Raw genomic sequence first — 16,950 nt, 5'->3', positions numbered from 1 at the left:
CGCCGGACGCGCGGGGGCCGGGGGGGCGGCGGGCCCTGGCGGCGCGCCAAAGTTCGGATCGGAAGGCTCGGACATCGGCGGTGCCTAGTTGGCCACGGCGGGCAGGTCGCTGCTGTTGTGGCCGGCGAGCCGCGTGTTGCGGTTCGACTGGATCGACTGCTGGATGTCCGCCTCCGTCATGCCGGACGACAGCGTGATCGTCGTGGACGTCTTCTGGCCCGTCTCCACGTCACACGCGGACACGTTCACCAGACCGTCCGTGTTGATCTCGAACGTCACTTCGATCTTCACCTCGCCGCGATACCCGATGCGGAAGCCCGAGAACTCGAACTCGCCCAGCATCTCGCACTCCTCGGCGCGGTTGGACTCACCCTGATACACGCGGATCTTCACCTTCTCCTGCCCGTCGCGGCTGGTGGTGAAGGTCTTCGACCGGTCGATGGGCACCGGCGTGTTCTTGTCGATGATCTTCTCCGTGTACCCACCCACGGTTCCAATCCGCAGCGTCAGCGGCGTGACGTCCACCAGGAACGTCTCCGTCTTGCTGTCCAGCAGCGCGTGCGACTGGAGCGCGGCGCCCATGGCCACGACCTGATCCGGGTTGATGCCCTCCATCGGCTCCCGCTGGAAGTAGTGCTTCACCGAGTTGCGGATGATGGGCAGCCGCGTGGGCCCGCCCACCAGGATGACCGCGTCGATGTCCGCCGCCGTCAGCCGCGCGCTCTGCAGCGCTTCATCGCAGACCTTGAACGTGCGCTGCACCAGGTCCATCACCATCCGGTTGAACTGGTCCTGGTTGAGCGTGTTGCGCAGGTCCATCACGTTGCCGTTGGCGTCCTGGCAGATGCCCGAGCAGAGGATGTCCGCGGTGCCGAACTGGCCCACGTCGATCTTCGCCTTCTCCGCCGCGTCCTTCAGCATCTGCAGGCAGTACTTGTTCTGCCGCAGGTCCAGGCGCGTGCGGTTGAGGAAGTCGTCCGCCATCCACGTCATGATGCGGTCGTCGAAGTCGTCGCCGCCCAGGTACGTGTCACCGGCCGTGGCCAGCACCTCGAAGACGTCCTTGCCGATCTCCAGGATGGACACGTCGAACGTGCCGCCGCCCAGGTCGTAGACGACGACGCGCTGGTTGACGTCCCGGCCAAAGCCATACGCCAGCGCCGCCGCCGTGGGCTCGTTGAGGATGCGAAGCACCTCCAGGCCCGCGATGCGGCCCGCGTCCTTCGTCGCCTGGCGCTGGTTGTCGTTGAAGTAGGCGGGGACGGTGATGACCGCCTTGTGAACCTCGCGGCCCAGATACGTCTCCGCGACGGCCTTCATCTCCTTGAGCACCAGCGCGGAGATCTCCGGCAGCGAATAGCTGCGCTCCCGCACGCCGATGCGCACCGAGTTGTTGTCGCCCTCGACGATGCGGTAGGGCATCACCGCCTGCGCCTTCTTCACCTCGTCGGAGAAGTAGTAGCGGCCGATGAGGCGCTTGGCCGAGTACACCGTGTTCTCGGGGCTGGTGATGATGTTCTTCTTCGCCGCGTTGCCTACCAGCACGGACCCTTCCTCCAGGAAGGACACGCACGAGGCATGCGTCGTCTCGCCCCACTCGTTGGGGATGACCGTGGGCTGGCCTTCATGGACGACCGACACGCATGAGTACGACGTGCCCAGGTCGATGCCGATTGCGATGTCGTCCGCCATTCCGTCTCCGGTGAAGACCTGCACCCCGATTCCTCTGGGAGAGGGCTGTCGGGAAGCGCACGGAGGTTAGGCTCCACGCACTGGGGTGTCAATTCAATGCCTGATCAAATGCCAGCCATTTCAAGGGCTTAGCGCCAGAGCAGGGGAGCGGGTTCGCCGCGCTGAACCGGGGTCCCATGGACCTTATTTCTAGGGGTGAAGGGGGGAAATCACCATGTCCGCCATCCTCGCCGCCCTGTCGTCGGACCCCAACCTCCTCCGGTGCGAGCTGCACCGGCTGGCCGGGCAGGTCGTCCTCCGCCCGGAAGCTCGCGCCAATGCCCTGGGGGTGGGCTCCTATGCCCAGGAGGAGGTCCTGCTGCGCCGCCTGGCGCCGGACCGGGACCTCACGCTGGACGACCTGGGGCCTCCACACGAATCGGAGGCGGTGCTCTTCCACTCGAACCGGCTGCCGCTGGGCCTGTCGCCCGAGGACAACACCCAGCCCTTCCGAGCCCGCCACTGGTTGTTCGCCCACCAGGGCCCGCTGCCAGACTTCGAGCCCCTGCGCGCTTTGCTGCTGTCGCGCGTGCCGGAGCACCTCCAGCGGCTGGTGCGAGGCCCCACCGACAGTGAGGTCCTCTTCGTCCTCTTCCTCACGCACCTGCGTGGGCTGGGCCGCACGGATGATCCGCGCCTGGAGCCAGCCGTCGCCGGCCGCGTGCTGCGCGACACGGTGCGCGAGGTGGAGGCCGCGTTCGTGCAGGCCGGGCAGCGGCGCATGCCCCCGCTCAACATGGTTGCCACCAATGGCGCCGTGCTGGCCGCCACCCGCCGAGGCGAGGCGCCGCTGTACTACACGCGCCTGGAGGGCAGCGCGGAGTGCGCCCACTGCGGCGTGACACCCACGACGCCGGAGACGCATCCGGAGGTGGGCGCGCACCGCCGCCGCCGCACGGTGGTGGTGGCCAGCCACGTGACGCGCACGCAGGGCTGGGTGGAGCTGCCGCAGGGCACGACGCTGACGGTGGGCGCGGACCTCCAGGTCCAGCACCTGCCGCCGGGCTGAGGAAGGCCGCTACGGACCGCCGAAGAAGGAGACCTCCAGGAAGCGCACGTAGAGGTTGCAGGCGGCGTGGAAGAGGGAGCAGCCGACGAGGGTGCCGGTGCGCTCGCGCATCCATCCGAAGAGGAGGGCGGGGAAGAACACCGCCAGCCGCCACGTCTGGAAGATGGCCAGGTGGCCCAGCGCGAAGAGGAGCGCCGTCACCCAGAAGGCGCGCCCCAGCCGAGCGCCCAGGACCACGCGCCCCTGGGGCCAGGCGTCGCGCAGGCGGGCCTGGATGTAGCCCCGGTAGAAGAACTCCTCCGGCAGGGCCACGACGAAGAGCTGATCAATCACCCACTCGCCGAAGCGCGGGGGCAGGCGCGGCTGGAAGTGGCCTTCGCCGATGATGGGCGTCAGGTGGCGCGCGAGCTCGGGCGGCAGGTGCGGCACCACCTGCACGAAGGCGGCGAAGCCCGCGAAGAACAGCGGCCCCACGATGGCGCACATCACCAGGAACAGCCGCACGTCCTGCTTCCACGCGCGCAGGGTGAGGCCGTAGTCGCGGTAGTCCTCGTCGCGCCAGCGCATGGGGATGAGCGGCAGGTAGAGGAAGCCCACCGTGGCCACCAGCTTGGGCACGCTGGTGCCTCCGGCGATGAGGAACGCCGCGATGATGCCCAGGAAGCCCAGCGCCCAGAGGCCCATCGCCTCCTGCACCGCGCTCACCTTGAACGGTGGACCCGAAGGCCGGCTCATGGCGCGTCCGCCGAGGCGAGCTCCGCCTTCACCGCGGACAGGGGCAGGGCGCGGGCACCACGGCCCCGGCGCTCGACGACGAGGCCCACCAGCCGCCCGTCCCCGTCGTACAGCGGGCTGCCGGGCGCGAGCGTCAGGTCCACGTCGAAGAACGGCGCGGGGGCGACCTTCGCCACCGCGGCCTTGGGCGTGTCCCGCTGGCCCTTCTTGCGCGCGGGCATGACCCCCACCACCCAGCGGCCCGCGAGCCCGTCCGGCACCAGCCGCACCGGCGCCGCGGGCCACGTGCCCTGGGGACCCGCCACCACCGCGACCTGGAGCGCCGCGCTGGAGAGCACCACGCGCGCCGTCAGCGCGTTGCCCGCGAGCATCACCTGGGCGGAGTCGGGGCCCACGTGCGACACGGCGGTGAGCACCTGGCCGTCGGCGCCCACGATGATGCCGGGGCCCGCGTTCAGGGGACCGCGCACGCGCACGGACGAGCGGGCGTGCAGCTCCAGCACGCGCTGGAGGTCGGCGCGCGACGGACGGGCCTCCGCGCTGGCCCGCGAGGGCAGGGCCAGGAGGAGACAGAGGAGGACGGGGAGGACCGGGCGGAACATCTTCGCGCCCGGAAGCCTATCAGCGCTCCCGCAGGGCGGCGAGGAAGCTCTCCGCGGACCGGGTGTTGAGGATGTCCTTCTTCCTCGCCCAGCCGCGGCGCGCCGTGGCCACCGCGAAGGCCAGGTTCTTCAGGTCGTCCTGACGGTGCGCGTCGCAGCTCACCACCAGCTTCACCCCGAGCCCCACGGCCTGCCGCACGTACTCGGACTTGATGTCCAGGCGCGCGGGCTTGCCGTTGATCTCCACCGCGACGCCGCGCTCCCGGGCCCGCTCCAGCACCTCCTCCATGCGCAGCGCGTACGGCTCGCGGCTCTGGATGAGGCGCCCGGTGGGGTGTCCCAGGATGTGCAGGTGCGGGTTGTCCAGCGCGGCCAGCACCCGGCGCGTCATCTGGTCCTCGTCCATGGAGTGGCGCACGTGGATGGACGCGATGACGACCTCCAACTGCTCCAGCACGCTGTCCGCGTAGTCCAGCGCCCCCGACTCCAGGATGTCCACCTCGATGCCCTTGAGCAGCCGCATGCCGGGCACCGCCGCGTTCACGCGGTCGATCTCCTCCCACTGCCGCTTGAGGTCATCCACCTTGAGGCCGCCCGCGTGGATGGCCGCCTCGCTGTGCTCGGTGATGGTGAGGTACTTGAGCCCCAGGGCCTGGGCCGCGCGCGCCATCTCCTCCAGCGTGTTGCGGCCGTCCGACCAGGTGCTGTGCGCGTGCACCGCGCCCTGCACGTCCTCCAGCGTCACCAGGTCCTCCGGCAGCTTCCCGGCCCTGGCGGCCTCCACCTCGCCGTTGTCCTCGCGCAGCTCCGGCGGCACCTCCTGCATGTCCAGCAGCCGGTACAGCGTCGCCTCGTCGGGGACGGGGACCTTGGTGCCGTCCTCGCGGTGCACGCCCCACTCGGAAATCTTGAGGCCCTTCTCGTGGCCCAGGTTGCGCAGCCGGATGTGGTGCGCCTTGGAGCCGGTGAAGTGGTGCAGCGCGGTGGCGAAGTCCTCGTCCGGCAGCACGCGCAGGTCCACCTGGAGGTCGCCCTGCACCATGCGCACGGAGCACTTGCTTTCGCCCTTGCCAATCACCGTGGCCACGCCCGGCGCGTTCGCGAGCGCGTCCAGCACCGGCCCCGCTTCCTTCGCGGAGGCGATGAGGTCCACGTCGGACACCGTCTCCGCGCGACGGCGCACGCTGCCGCCCAGGCTGGCGCGCACCACGCCCGGGGCCTGGCGGATCCGCTCCAGCAGGCCCTCCGCGATGGGCAGCGCGTCACCCAGCAGCTTCCTTTCGCCGCGGGCGCGCCGGTACACGGCGATGCCGTCCAGGAGCTTCGCCTCGCTCTTGGCGCCAAAGCCCTTGAGCTCGCGCACGCGGCCGTCGCGGCAGGCGAGCTCCAGGTCCTCGATGCTGCCCACCTGGAGTTCGCTCCACAGGGCAGCCACCTTCTTCGGGCCCACGTCCGGCAGCTTCATCAGCTCCAGCAGGCCGGCGGGGAACTGGGCCTTCAGCTCCTCGAACGCCGTCATGCGGCCGGTCGTCACCAGCTCGGTGAGCTTTTCGGCGAGCCCCGGGCCGATGCCCTGGAGCTCCTGCAGGCGGCCCTCCGTGACGATGGCGCCCAGGTCCTGCGGCAGGTTCGCGATGCGGTCCGCGCCAATGTCGTAGGCGCGGACGCGGAAGCCGCTCTGCCCCTGGAGCTGGAGCAGGAGGGACATGTCCCGGAGGAGCTGGGCAACGGCCGCCTTGTCGGTGAGCACGGCGATGGAGGGTGTCACGTCGGGAGTCACGGTCGGGAAATTAATGCCGGGGGAACGGGGGTGCAGGCCCGGACGGGTTGTGGGAAAAGGAACGCAATGACGAAGATCAAGCTGGGCCCCGCGGACTTCGCCGAGAGGGAGATGCGGGGCTACGAAATCGGCAAGCGCAACGTCTGCATCGCGAAGATCCAGGGCCGCTACAAGGGCCTCGATGACTGGTGCAACCACGCCGGATGTCTGCTGTCGGGCGGACGCATCGAGGACAACATGGTCGTGTGCCCCTGCCATGAGGTCGGCTTCGACATGGACTCGGGAAAGAACGCGACTTCGCCCGGCGTCTGTGATGACCAGCCGACGGTGCAGCTCACGGTCGAGGACGGAGCGCTCGTCGTCGACCTGCCTGACGTTTGAGCCTTCCCCCTTCAGGAGCGTCCACCATGGGACACGACGGACACGATCACGACCATGACCACGGTCATGGCCATCACCACCCCCACGGTCATTCGAATGACCACGACCATGGGCACGGTCATTCGCACGACCACGGTCATGACCACGGCCACTCGCACGACCACGACCATGGGCACTCGCACGAGGGCTCCCCGGTGGCGGCGGAGCACAAGTCGCGCGCGCCGGTGCATGTCAGCGCGTACGTGGTGACGTGCTCGGACAGCCGGGACGAAGCGCACGACGGCAGCGGGAAGGACCTGCGCGAGGGCCTGGCCGCCGCGGGGCACACCGTCGCCGGGCACACGGTGGTGAAGGATGATCCGGAGGCCATCCGGGGCGCGCTCGCGCAGGCGCAGGCGGCGGGAGCCCGCGCGGTGCTCTTCACGGGCGGCACGGGCATTGGCCGGCGCGACTGCACGGTGGAGACGCTGCGCGCGCTCTTCGAGAAGGAGCTGCCCGGCTTTGGCGAGCTGTTCCGGATGCTGTCGTTCCAGCGCATCGGCAGCCCCGCGATGATGTCGCGCGCCACGGCGGGCACCTACCAGGGGATGATCCTCTTCGCGCTGCCGGGCTCGCCGCAGGCGGTGCGGCTGGCGCTGGACGCGCTCATCCTTCCGGAGCTGGGCCACGCGGTGCGCGAGCTCACGCGTTAGGACAGGAAGGGCGCGGCCTTTCGCCGCGTTCCAACCGACGACGTGGGGACCCGCGAGATGAAGAAGCGCCGTGTCGCGCACACCGGCTTGAGCACCCAGGCAGCCGACCTCCTGCGTCCCCGCCTGGACGCGTTCCTGGCCTCCACGGACCAGCAGGCGCGCATCGGGTTCGACCCGGTGGAGTTTCCCCACCGCTACACGGATCCACGCGATGTGGAGGTCAGCGCGCTGCTCGCGGCGGCGCTGGCCTACGGGCGCGCGGACCTGTTCCGCCCGAAGGTGGACGCGCTCCTGAAGCAGATGGGGCCGTCGCCCGCGGCCTTCGTGCGCGCGCTGGACGTGAAGGGCGCGAAGGCGCTGCTCACGGGCTTCGTGTACCGCTTCAACGTGGGCACCGACCTCGCGGTGCTGCTCCTGGGCATGGGTCGCGCGCTGCGCGAGCACGGCAGCCTGGAGGCCCTGTTCGTGCGGGGCTTCCAGGCGAGCGGCACGCTGCACGGGGCCATCGCGGCATTCACCGCCGCGCTGCGGGACGTGCCCATGGGCGCGCTCCGCAAGGCCATGGGACCGGAGCGGGGACTGCATCACCTGCTGCCCTCGCCGCTGGGGCCGGGCGCGGCGAAGCGCCTCAACCTGTACCTGCGGTGGATGGTGCGCGGACCTGACGCGGTGGACTTCGGCATCTGGAAGCAGGTGCCCGCGTCAGCACTGCTGGTCCCACTGGACACGCACATCGGACGCATGGCGCTCCACCTGGGCCTCACGCAGCGCACCGACCTCACCTGGCGTACGGCGGAGGAGGTGACGGCCTCGCTGCGGGCGCTCGATCCCGAGGACCCCGTCCGCTACGACTTTGCTTTGTGCCACTACGGAATGAGTGGCGCCTGCCCGGCGAAGACGCTGCCCCAGCACTGCGAGCGTTGTTCGCTCCTACCTTCCTGCAAGGTAGGCCCCCAAGTCATCGCGCGCGGTTCACTGCAATTCTGAGTCCCACCCGACCCGGAAATGGGCTACGGGCAGTCCGCGCGGCCCCGCGTTGACGGGTTGGCGCGGTCAAGGCTGCAATGCGGTCGGGCGACGCGGGAAAAATGATCCTGCGGTGCGCGAGGAGCGACGCGGTGCACGCAATGCTGGTGGCGGTTCCAGCCCCGGTGGCCCAGGACGTGGAGCGCGACCTTTGCGCCACGGCCGAGGGGCGCGCGTGTCGTGTGATCCGCGTGGAGTCCCCGCCGGAGCCGTTGCCCGAAGGACTCCTCGTCCTCTGGGACCACGGCGGTCCCCTGGAGGCCGTGAAGGCGCGCTGCCAGTGGGCGCACGCGCGGCGGCTGCCGACACGGACCTGGTTGGTCGTGCTGACGAAGCGCGAGGGCGAGGAGGCGGAGGCGCTGGTGGCCGCGGGCGCGGACGAGTGCGTGGCGCCGCCCGGCACCCGGTGGGGCGCGAGGCTCGTGGCGCTGCGGCGCAGGTCCGCGGACGGGGACGCGCAGGCGCTCCGGCGGGCCCGCGACATGTTCCAGGGCGCGCTGGACGCGGTGCCGGAGCCGCTGTTCATCAAGGACCGCGAACACCGGCTCGTGGCGGTGAACAGCGCCTACTGCCGCCTGCTGGATCAACCCGCCGAAGCGCTGCGGGGCATGGTCTCCTCGGCGCAGGTGCCACCGCACGAGGCGGAGGCGTCGTGGCGCCAGGACGAGCGCGCCTTCACCACCGGGCAGACCGTGGAGGACGAGGGCTCCTTCACCGACACCAAGGGCCGCTCGCACGAGGTGCTCACGCAGCGGGCCGCGTACATGCTGCCCAACGGTGAGCGCTTCCTGGTGGGGCTGGTGCGCGACGTCACCGAGCGCTCCCGCCAGGAGACGCAGCGGCGGTTGGCGGAGCGGATGACGTCCGTGGGCACGCTGGCCGCGGGCGTCGCGCATGAAATCAACAACCCGCTCTCCTACGTGACCTCCAACCTGGCCTACCTCTGGGAGCGCGTCGCGCAGCCGGTGCTTCCGGTGCCGCCCGAGCAACTGGAGGAGCTGCGGCAGGTGGTGGCGGAGGCGTTGGAGGGCGCGGGGCGGGTGCGCTCCATCGTGCGCGACCTGCGGACGTTCTCGCGCACGGAGGAGGAAAAGCACGGTCCGGTGGATGTGCGGCGCGCGGTGGAGAACGCGGTCAAGCTGATGCGCGACGACCTCCAGCACCGCGCGTGCATGGCGTGCGACCTGGAGCCGGTGGCCGCGGTGCATGGCAACGAAGGCCGGCTGGCGCAGGTCGTCACGGGCCTGCTGACAAACGCGCTCCAGGCCTTCGGCGATAGGGCCCCGGAGGAGAACCTCATCAAACTGAGCGTGCGTCCGGGCCGCGAGGGCCACGTGCTCATCGAGGTGGAGGACAACGGGCACGGGATGCCCGCGGAGGTGCGCCAGCGCATCTTCGACCCGTTCTTCACCACGCGCTCGCCCAAGGGCGGCACGGGCCTGGGCCTGTCCATCTGCCTCACGCTGGTGCACGCGATGGGCGGCCACATCGAGGTGGCCAGCGAAGAGGGGCAGGGCAGCCTCTTCCGCGTGGAGCTGCCGGCGCTGACGTTGCCGCCCGAAGCGCTCAAGTCCGCACAGGCCACCCCGGCCGTGACGGCAGCGCCCTCGCCGCAGTCAGTGCGCACGACGCGAGACCTGCGCCGGTTGCTGCTCATCGACGACGAGGCCGCGGTGGGCAGCGCGGTGAGCCGCCTCTTGCGCAACCGCTACGAGGTGCACGTCATCCAGGACGCGCGCGAGGCACTGAAGCGCCTGTCGCACGGCGAGAAGTTCGACGCCATCCTCTGCGACCTGATGATGCCGGGCATGAGCGGCATGGACTTCCTGGTGGAGCTGGAGCGGCTGGCGCCGGAGCTGGCGCCGCGCACCGGTCTGATGACGGGCGGGGTGAACCCGCAGGCCCGTGAGTTCGTGGGCCGCCGCGCGCGAGAGCTGCTGGAGAAGCCCTTCGAGCGCGACCAGCTGTGCACCTTCGTCGAAACCCTGATGCAATGAAGCACCGGACGCGCTGGACGCTGGGGGCCGTGCTGGCGGCCCTGCTGCTCGCGGTCGTCTTCCTGCTGCCGCCCGAGCTGCGAGGGCTGTCCTTCGTGCTGCGCGCGGCGGGGCTCCACGGCACCACGGCGGATGCGCTGGCCCGCTACGGCACCGGGGCCTTCACCGTCGCGGACCTGAGCGTGCCCACGCGCCACGGGCCGATGCGTGCGCGGCTCTACCATCCGGACCGGCGCAGGGGACGGCTCATCGTCCTCACGTCGGGCGTGCACGCGGCGGGCATCGACGAGCCCCGGCTGGTGAGTCTGGCGGAGGACCTGGCGATGAGCGGACATCCGGTGCTCACGCCGGAGCCGCCGGACCTGCTGCGCTACGAAATCACGCCGTGCCTGCCGGACGACATCGAGGACACGGCCCTGTGGGCGCTGGGGCCGGGAGCGCTGGCGCCGGAGGGGAAGGTGGACCTCTTCGGCATCAGCTTCTCCGGAGGGCTGTCCGTCGTCGCGGCGGGCCGGCCCGCGCTGCGCGACAAGGTGGCCGCGGTGCTGTCCTTCGGAGGTCACGGCGACCTTTCACGCGTGCTGTCCTTCCTGTGCACGGGCGTGCAGGCGGACGGGGTGCACCGCAAGCCGCACGACTACGGCGTGGTGGTCATCCTGCTGAACGTCGCGGACCGGCTGGTGCCGCCGGAGCAGGTGGCGGCCCTGCGCGAGGGCGTCCTGAAGTTCATGCACGCGTCGCACCTGACGCTCGTGGACTCGAAGCAGGCCGAGGCCGCGTTCGCGGAGGCGCGCGCGATGGAGGCCACGTTGCCGGAGCCCACCGCCACGTTGCTGCACCAGGTGAACACGCGCGATGTGGCCGCGCTGGGGACCCGGTTGCTGCCCTTCGTGAAGGACTTCGCCGGAGACCCGTCGCTGTCGCCGGATCGTTCTCCCTCGCCCCGGGCGCCGGTGTACCTGCTGCACGGGACGGACGACTCCGTCATCCCCGCCATCGAATCCACGTTGCTGGCGCGCGCGCTGGAGCCCCACACGCAGGTGCACCTGCGGCCCACGCCGCTCATCACCCACGCGGAGATGGACCGGCAGGCCAGCGCGATGGAGGCGCTGAAGATGGTGCGCTTCTGGTCGGCCCTCCTCGGCGAGTAGTGCGCCGCCACGCGACTTGACGTCCGAGCCTGGGAACGGGTGCCATGGCGGTCATGTCCGTGTCCCTCATGGTGTCGTTCGGGCTGGTTTGGCTGTTGGCGGCATCGCCCTCGCAGGCGGGGCGCATCGTCCCGTGTACGCCGGACTCCGCCGATTGGAAGTCGGCGCGGGAGCAGTTGACCGCGTTCGACGCGCGGATGGAGGCGCTCGCGGACGACGGAGAGGTGGTGGCGGCACAGACCGGGCTCCTGTCCCTGCTGGGCCACCGCTGCTTCCGGATCGCCCGCGAGGAGGAGGGGCTGGAAGCGCTGACCCAGAACGAGGAGGGCTCCGTGCCCGCGCTCGCGTTGAAGACGTGGTGGCGCGACGGGGGCAAGGCGTACTTCACGTCCTATCTGGAGCTGGGCGGTCCAGGGGCGCAGACCATCGTGATTCCGCCGGACGTTCGCGACGTGCTGTCGCGCGAGGCGTCACCGAGGCATCGGCTGGCCTCCCTGCTGTGTCCCATGAAGGTGGGGGATTGCGGCGCGGAGACCGAGGCCTGGCGCGCGCGGGCGGAGAAGTCCTTCCGTCCGGAGAACCGTCGCCCCGGCACGTTCGACGAGGATGCTCAGACTCCGCCAGACTGCATGAAGGAAGCCCGGAAACAGCCATCCCTCCATCGCTACATGACGTGGCGCGCATGCCTGGCGTTAAGCCCGGGGGCACGGCACGTTCTGCCCGCGCTTCCACTGGGACGCATCCGAGCGCCGACGGACGGCTGGCTGGTGATACGGGGCAGACGGGGGCATTACGCGTTCTGTGATCAGCTCGACGCCTACCACCTGGCGACGGGGACCACGTTCCGCTCGAGCAGCTGCTCCAACCTGGCGTTGAAGTCCGACGGCAAGGTGGACGTGGCGGGAACGGACGCCGCACGGCAGTCCGGTGTGAGGGTGGGGCGCGTGTCGCCGGAGCGGATCCGCGAACTGATGTGGATGCTGTTGCTGGAGCCAGAGGTGAAGGACCGGGTGCAGGTGGAGGCCGTGCGCGTGCCGGTGCCGAAGGGCCTCCGCGTCGAGTGGCCCGCGACCGATGAAGGGCGCGAGGGCGGAATCGCCGGTGGGGTCTTCGGAGGATCCACCGCGCAGACGACCTTGAGCTGGAAGTGGTTTCCTCCCGGAGGCGCGGAGCCTCTCTCTGGCGATTTCAGGTTTCCCTACTCGTGGGCTCCCGGCGAGGACCACGCGAACGTGCTCATGACCGAAGCAGAAGCCACGTTGCAGGAGGGCTGCCCGGCATTGCCCGTCCCTGTCCGGGAGCTCGACTTCACGCGAGGGCCCGGCGTCAATCGCGTCGACGCACCAGAGGGCGTGTCGAAGGTCCAGGACGCGCGGGTGGACGCGCTGCTCACCTGGAAGCCCGCGGCGGGCTGCGTCCCTGGCAAGAACGGCGGGTGAGCTTCAGCGCGCTAACGATTGTAACACCAAGCATCGCGGAGGGCAGGCGTCCGGGCGTCACGCAGGCGACACGGCCCTCGGGGGATGGTGGCGCGGTGGGGGCGCCGGTTAAAGCTCTCGCCCCATGAGCGTCTGTCTCCCCGACGTCCTCCCCCACGAAGATGTCATCGACTACGTGCAGCGCCTGAGCGGCGGCTTCGATGCGCGCCTGTATCAGCAGGTGCTGGGCGCGGCGAATGCGTTCAAGGAAGGCGACGAGGCCATCGGCGTCGCGGCGGCGGACGAGGCTTCGCGGCGCAACGCGCGGACCCTGTTGTCGCGCACGCAGCTGGACGACCTGCACGCGCATCCTCCGTTCGAGGACCGGCTGTATGTCTTCAACCTGGAGGCGTGGGACGCGGCGCGCTGGAAGCGCGTGGCGGACTGGACGTTGGGCCAGCTCAAGGACTTCCTGCTCACCGCGCCGGAGCCCCAGGTGCTTGACGTCCTGGACGGGCTGCCCAGCGACGTCATCGCGTGCGTCGTGAAGCTGATGGACGACGCGGAGCTGAAGACAGTCGGTGGGCGCATCTTCCATCCGTTGCCGGGCAGTTGCGTGGGCGCGAAGGGCTACCTGGGGGCGCGCTTGCAGCCCAACTCGCCCACGGATCATCCAGAGGACATCTGCTGGCAGGTCCTCAACGGGTGGTCCTTCGCGGTGGGCGACGTGGTGCTGGGGACCAACCCGGTGTCCTCGGACGTGGCGTCGGTGGCCGCGGTGGAGTCCGCGCTGCACGACGTGCTGGTGACGTTCGGGTTGGAGGAGGTGATGCCCCACTGCGTGCTCTCGCACATCGACGTGCAGGCGCAGGTGGAGGCGATGCGGCCGGGCACCACGGGCATCTGGTTCCAGAGCCTCGGTGGAAACGAAGCGGCCAACCGCACCTTCGACGTGACGCTGGAGAAGATGGTGGCGCACGCGGCGTCGCGCACCGGCAAGTGGGGCCTGTACTTCGAGACGGGGCAGGGGGCGGACGCGACGAACGGGCACCACCACGGCACGGACATGCTCATCCACGAGTCGCGCAAGTACGGCTTCGCGCGAGCGCTCAAGCGCCGCGTGGCCCTGGCTCAGGAGGGGACGGGGCGGGACGCGGCGCCGTGGGTGCACGTCAACGACGTGGCGGGCTTCATTGGCCCGGAGGTCTTCCGCACGCGCGAGCAACTGGTGCGCTGCTGCCTGGAAGACATCGTGATGGGCAAGCTGCACGGCCTCACGCTGGGCCTGGACGTGTGCTCCACGTTGCACATGGACGTCACGCTGGATGACCTGGGCTGGTGCCAGGAGCAGCTCGCGGAGGCCGGGCCGGCGTACATGATGTCGCTGCCCACGCGGAATGATCCGATGCTCAGCTACCTCACCACGTCCTTCCAGGACCACGTGCGGCTGCGCGAGCGGTACGGCCTGAAGGTGGACGACCGGATGTGGGCCTTCTTCCAGCGCCTGGGCGTCATCGATGCGGACGGCCGGCCCACGAAGCACTTCGGCGACCCGGCCCACGTCTACGTGCACTTCCGCCGGGCCAAGGGCGACACGCGTCCGGAGGCGGAGCTGCGGGCGGAGGCGGAAGTGAAGATGGCGGAGGTGCGTGCCCGGGGTGTTCCGCTGGCGGTGGGGCACGGCGAGGCCCCCTGGACGCTGGAGCCCACGCTGGAGCGGGAGGTGCGCGGCCTCTACGACGACGGCAAGGTGGGGTTGTGGTCGGAGCTGTCCGAAGCGGCGGTGGAGTCCATCCCGCGCGCGGCGTGGCTCAAGTCGCGCTCCCTGGACCGTCGCGACTACATCCTGCACCCGCCGTCCGGCGAGTCTCTGGACGAGGCCTCGGAGGCGAAGGTGCGCGCGCTGCGCGACCAGCACGCGGGCCGGTACGACGCGCAGGTGGTCATCTCGGACGGGCTGGATCCGCGCTCGCTGATGGACGAGGGCCACCTGGCGCCGTTCCTGGCGCGGCTGCGCTCGGAGTTGGAGGGGACGGGCTGGAGGGTGGCGCCGGAGGTGCTGGTGGTGAAGCACGGCCGGGTGCGCGCGGGCTACCAGGTGGGCCAGTTGCTGTTCGGCGCGGAAGGGGACCCGCGTCCGCGCGCCCTGGTGCATGTGATTGGCGAGCGCCCCGGCTCCGGGCACCACGCCTTCTCCGCGTATCTCACGGCGCCGGACGCGGACACCTGGGTGAAGCCGGGCGCGGTGGACCACGACCGCACCCGGCTCATCGCCGGCATCTCGGACACCAGCGTCCGGCCGGAGGACGCCGCCGTGGAGCTGGCGCGGATCCTCGCGGAGACGCGGACTTCAACCGCCCCCATGGTGTCGGGGGTTGCCTAGGTACGTGCGTCTGTCTTTGGAAATTTCGATGCGTGACCCGGCGCGCAATGCCGGGTCACGCCACTGCTGACGTCAGCGGCTCAGCACTCCTGGATGTACTCCGAGTAGACCGACCGGCCGCCCCAGTAGTAGAGCCCGCCGCAGTAGCAACCAAACTCACCAATCAACTGGGTGTGCGCGGCGTCGTTGTAATACCGGTGCAGGTTCGCGTTCGGCTCGTTGGAGCAGTCCGGCAGGGGAGCTTCCTGCGTGGCCAGGTTCGGCTCGCTCTCCTGCTCCATGGGACCGCCACAGCCCACCGCCATCGCCAGCACACCACCGAGAATGAATGACCGCATGTGTCCTCCTTGAGGGGGACGCAAACCATATGCGGCATGCGACTGTGCGTGAAACAGGGTGTCGCGGATTTCAGTGGAACCGTGGATGACGGGTTGCATTGTAAAACATAGCGTCAGCGCAACGCGGCGATGCTCGCGGCGGTGCGCACGCCCCCCACCGCGGTGGCCAGGGTGCTCTGGCCCGGAAACACGGAGTCCCCCACCAACCACACGCCGCGCTGCGCCTGGAAGGGTCCCAGCACGCGGTAGTTGTTCAACCCCGCGCGACGGGGAACTCCGCCCACCGCGCCAGCCTCGCGCAACGTGAAGCGCTGGAACGTGCGCGGCGACGCCGTCATGACGTGCACCACGTTGGCCATCCACTCCGGGAGCAGCGCCTCCAGGTTCTCGCGCATCCGCGCATGGAGCCCGGCGAAGTAGGGCGCCTGCTCCTCAGGCGTCATGCCCGCGACCTTCCTCAACGGCACGTGCGTGGACACCGTCACCGTGCGCTGCCCCGGCCGTGCGCGCCCTTCGTCCGCCGCTCCGCTCACGGAGGCGAAGAGGTGGTTGCCTTCGATGAAGGGGGCTTGCTCGTCGCGCACCAGCTCGAAGTGATGCGCGCCGCCGGAGTCACCCTCGGGAGGCCGCACGACGAGGTAGAGCATCGCCGCGCCCCAGCCGTCGTCCACGCGCTCCGCGAGCGCATCCACCCGGGGAAGCCGCCCCACCGGAACTTCCATCAGCGTGCGCAGCCCTTGAGGCAGCACGTTGGCCACCACATGCCGGGCGAGCAGCTCACCCCTGCGCGCCGTCACCCGCCAGCCTCCATCCACCGGCGTCACCGCGCGCACCCGGTTCGCCATGAACACGTCGCCGCCCCGGGCCGAGATGGCCTTCGTCAGCGCCGTCGCCAACCGGCCGATGCCGCCCCGCACGTGCCCCGTGCCGCGCCAGTAGTAGTCCATCGCCGCGAACGCGAACGGCGCCTCCGCCTCCGCCGCGGGGCACTGCACGGTGATCTGACAGAGCGCATCCAGATACGTGCGCAGCGGCGTGAAGCCCTCCAGTTCGTGATGCGCGAGCACCGCGCCCAGCGGACGGCCCAGCCACCGCGCCAGCGGCATGTATGACCACGCGCGCCCCGCGTGCCGCATCAGCGTCTTCAGGTTCAACGGCGGCAACAGGTCCGGGTCATCGAACAGCGGCCACAACGCACCGGCCACCTGGGCCTGCAACTCGAAGAACCGCCGCACGCCCCGCACGGGGGCTCCGGGCAGCGCGCAGAACTCGGTGATGAGCCGCTCCCGGTCCCGGTGCACGGGCAGCCGCATCCCCGGCGTTCGCAGCTCCACCAGGGGATCCAACCAGTCCACCGTCACGTCCAGCGCGTGCTCGCGGATCCACCGGCCGAAGAGCTGATGCTCACCGAAGCCGGAGAACAGCGTGGCGCCGGACTCGAAGGCGTAGCCCCCGCGCCGGAAGGTGCTCGCGCAGCCGCCCGGGTAGTTGAGCCCTTCGCACAGCGCCACCCGGGCGCCCCGGCGGCACAACTCCAGCGCAGTACCCAGGCCGCCGAAGCCCGCACCCACCACCACCGCGTCGTACCAGGTGTCCGCCATTGCTCGGGTAAAGGGACCGGCACCGGGAGCGGGCCGGGGGAGACCCGCTCCTTCCGGTGCCGGTATCGCGCACATGGCCAGGCGCGACGGGAGTCTCCTAACGGGC

At 70.3% G+C, this 16,950-nt stretch carries 15 protein-coding genes; 8 read left to right on the top strand and 7 right to left on the bottom strand.

All coding sequences use genetic code 11. From position 1 onward, the window contains the following. Positions 1-84: 84 nt before the first annotated feature. Complete coding sequence (gene dnaK / locus D7X99_RS00970) at positions 85-1,692, bottom strand: molecular chaperone DnaK (protein WP_121776044.1); 1,608 nt, start codon at positions 1,690-1,692, stop codon at positions 85-87. A gap of 214 nt (positions 1,693-1,906) precedes the next feature. On the opposite strand from dnaK, the gene D7X99_RS00965 reads away from it, so the two are divergent. Continuing rightward, positions 1,907-2,740, top strand: coding sequence for a class II glutamine amidotransferase (locus D7X99_RS00965; protein WP_121776026.1), 834 nt, complete (start codon positions 1,907-1,909; stop codon positions 2,738-2,740). 9 nt (positions 2,741-2,749) lie between these two features. Here D7X99_RS00965 and mrtX read toward each other — a convergent pair whose 3' ends face one another. From mrtX to polX, 3 genes are read right to left on the bottom strand one after another with little or no spacing between them, the layout of a single operon-like run. Further along, positions 2,750-3,475, bottom strand: coding sequence for a myxosortase MrtX (gene mrtX, locus D7X99_RS00960; RefSeq protein WP_121751657.1), 726 nt, complete (start codon positions 3,473-3,475; stop codon positions 2,750-2,752). After that, positions 3,472-4,077 (bottom strand): serine protease, encoded by a 606-nt coding sequence (locus tag D7X99_RS00955; RefSeq protein WP_121751656.1) that lies wholly within the window; start codon positions 4,075-4,077, stop codon positions 3,472-3,474. Before D7X99_RS00955 ends, mrtX begins: the two co-directional genes overlap by 4 nt. 19 nt (positions 4,078-4,096) lie before the next feature. Continuing rightward, complete coding sequence (gene polX / locus D7X99_RS00950; protein WP_121776025.1) at positions 4,097-5,857, bottom strand: DNA polymerase/3'-5' exonuclease PolX; 1,761 nt, start codon at positions 5,855-5,857, stop codon at positions 4,097-4,099. 66 nt (positions 5,858-5,923) lie between these two features. On the opposite strand from polX, the gene D7X99_RS00945 reads away from it, so the two are divergent. Further along, positions 5,924-6,238, top strand: a complete 315-nt coding sequence (locus D7X99_RS00945; RefSeq protein WP_121776024.1) for a Rieske 2Fe-2S domain-containing protein — start codon at positions 5,924-5,926, stop codon at positions 6,236-6,238. Positions 6,239-6,249: 11 nt separating this feature from the next. Here D7X99_RS00945 and D7X99_RS43070 read toward each other — a convergent pair whose 3' ends face one another. Beyond that, positions 6,250-6,408 (bottom strand): hypothetical protein, encoded by a 159-nt coding sequence (locus D7X99_RS43070; protein WP_171805230.1) that lies wholly within the window; start codon positions 6,406-6,408, stop codon positions 6,250-6,252. Between the two features lie 54 nt (positions 6,409-6,462). Here D7X99_RS43070 and D7X99_RS00940 point away from each other — a divergent pair, with 54 nt between their 5' ends. The 6 genes from D7X99_RS00940 to eutB all read left to right on the top strand — a co-directional run bounded on the left by D7X99_RS00940 (position 6,463) and on the right by eutB (position 14,905). Continuing rightward, a complete protein-coding gene (locus tag D7X99_RS00940; protein WP_120594536.1) occupies positions 6,463-6,930 on the top strand; it encodes a molybdenum cofactor biosynthesis protein B in 468 nt (155 codons plus the stop codon). Between the two features lie 57 nt (positions 6,931-6,987). Beyond that, positions 6,988-7,917 carry a TIGR02757 family protein gene (locus D7X99_RS00935; RefSeq protein ID WP_169830455.1) on the top strand — a complete coding sequence of 310 codons (930 nt, stop codon included), beginning with the start codon at positions 6,988-6,990 and terminating at the stop codon, positions 7,915-7,917. 77 nt (positions 7,918-7,994) lie between these two features. Continuing rightward, positions 7,995-9,953, top strand: coding sequence for an ATP-binding protein (locus D7X99_RS00930; RefSeq protein WP_121776022.1), 1,959 nt, complete (start codon positions 7,995-7,997; stop codon positions 9,951-9,953). Then, positions 9,950-11,104, top strand: a complete 1,155-nt coding sequence (locus tag D7X99_RS00925; RefSeq protein ID WP_121776021.1) for a hypothetical protein — start codon at positions 9,950-9,952, stop codon at positions 11,102-11,104. The genes D7X99_RS00930 and D7X99_RS00925 overlap by 4 nt, the downstream gene beginning before the upstream one ends. 44 nt (positions 11,105-11,148) lie before the next feature. Beyond that, positions 11,149-12,543, top strand: coding sequence for a hypothetical protein (locus tag D7X99_RS00920; RefSeq protein ID WP_121776020.1), 1,395 nt, complete (start codon positions 11,149-11,151; stop codon positions 12,541-12,543). 124 nt (positions 12,544-12,667) lie between these two features. Then, positions 12,668-14,905 (top strand): ethanolamine ammonia-lyase subunit EutB, encoded by a 2,238-nt coding sequence (gene eutB / locus D7X99_RS00915; protein ID WP_121776019.1) that lies wholly within the window; start codon positions 12,668-12,670, stop codon positions 14,903-14,905. Between the two features lie 80 nt (positions 14,906-14,985). Here the strand turns inward: eutB and D7X99_RS00910 are convergent, their stop codons facing one another. Together D7X99_RS00910 and D7X99_RS00905 are read right to left on the bottom strand one after the other, a co-directional pair. Beyond that, complete coding sequence (locus D7X99_RS00910) at positions 14,986-15,243, bottom strand: hypothetical protein (protein WP_121776018.1); 258 nt, start codon at positions 15,241-15,243, stop codon at positions 14,986-14,988. Between the two features lie 113 nt (positions 15,244-15,356). Continuing rightward, a complete protein-coding gene (locus D7X99_RS00905; protein ID WP_121776017.1) occupies positions 15,357-16,844 on the bottom strand; it encodes an NAD(P)/FAD-dependent oxidoreductase in 1,488 nt (495 codons plus the stop codon). Between the last annotated feature and the right edge of the window lie 106 nt (positions 16,845-16,950).

The organism is Corallococcus sp. AB032C, assembly GCF_003668935.1.
Taxonomy (GTDB): Bacteria; Myxococcota; Myxococcia; order Myxococcales; family Myxococcaceae; genus Corallococcus; species Corallococcus exiguus.
This window is presented reverse-complemented; position numbering and strand designations above follow the sequence as displayed.

Coding starts and splice junctions, on each gene's coding strand:
- D7X99_RS00935 (WP_169830455.1), top strand. CDS start 6,988: ATGAAGAAGCGCCGTGTCGCGCACACCGGCTTGAGCACCCAGGCAGCC.
- dnaK (WP_121776044.1), bottom strand. CDS start 1,692: ATGGCGGACGACATCGCAATCGGCATCGACCTGGGCACGTCGTACTCA.
- D7X99_RS00925 (WP_121776021.1), top strand. CDS start 9,950: ATGAAGCACCGGACGCGCTGGACGCTGGGGGCCGTGCTGGCGGCCCTG.
- mrtX (WP_121751657.1), bottom strand. CDS start 3,475: ATGAGCCGGCCTTCGGGTCCACCGTTCAAGGTGAGCGCGGTGCAGGAG.
- D7X99_RS00930 (WP_121776022.1), top strand. CDS start 7,995: ATGCGGTCGGGCGACGCGGGAAAAATGATCCTGCGGTGCGCGAGGAGC.
- D7X99_RS00955 (WP_121751656.1), bottom strand. CDS start 4,077: ATGTTCCGCCCGGTCCTCCCCGTCCTCCTCTGTCTCCTCCTGGCCCTG.
- eutB (WP_121776019.1), top strand. CDS start 12,668: ATGAGCGTCTGTCTCCCCGACGTCCTCCCCCACGAAGATGTCATCGAC.
- D7X99_RS00945 (WP_121776024.1), top strand. CDS start 5,924: ATGACGAAGATCAAGCTGGGCCCCGCGGACTTCGCCGAGAGGGAGATG.
- D7X99_RS00910 (WP_121776018.1), bottom strand. CDS start 15,243: ATGCGGTCATTCATTCTCGGTGGTGTGCTGGCGATGGCGGTGGGCTGT.
- D7X99_RS43070 (WP_171805230.1), bottom strand. CDS start 6,408: ATGGTCGTGGTCGTGCGAGTGGCCGTGGTCATGACCGTGGTCGTGCGA.
- D7X99_RS00905 (WP_121776017.1), bottom strand. CDS start 16,844: ATGGCGGACACCTGGTACGACGCGGTGGTGGTGGGTGCGGGCTTCGGC.
- D7X99_RS00920 (WP_121776020.1), top strand. CDS start 11,149: ATGGCGGTCATGTCCGTGTCCCTCATGGTGTCGTTCGGGCTGGTTTGG.
- D7X99_RS00965 (WP_121776026.1), top strand. CDS start 1,907: ATGTCCGCCATCCTCGCCGCCCTGTCGTCGGACCCCAACCTCCTCCGG.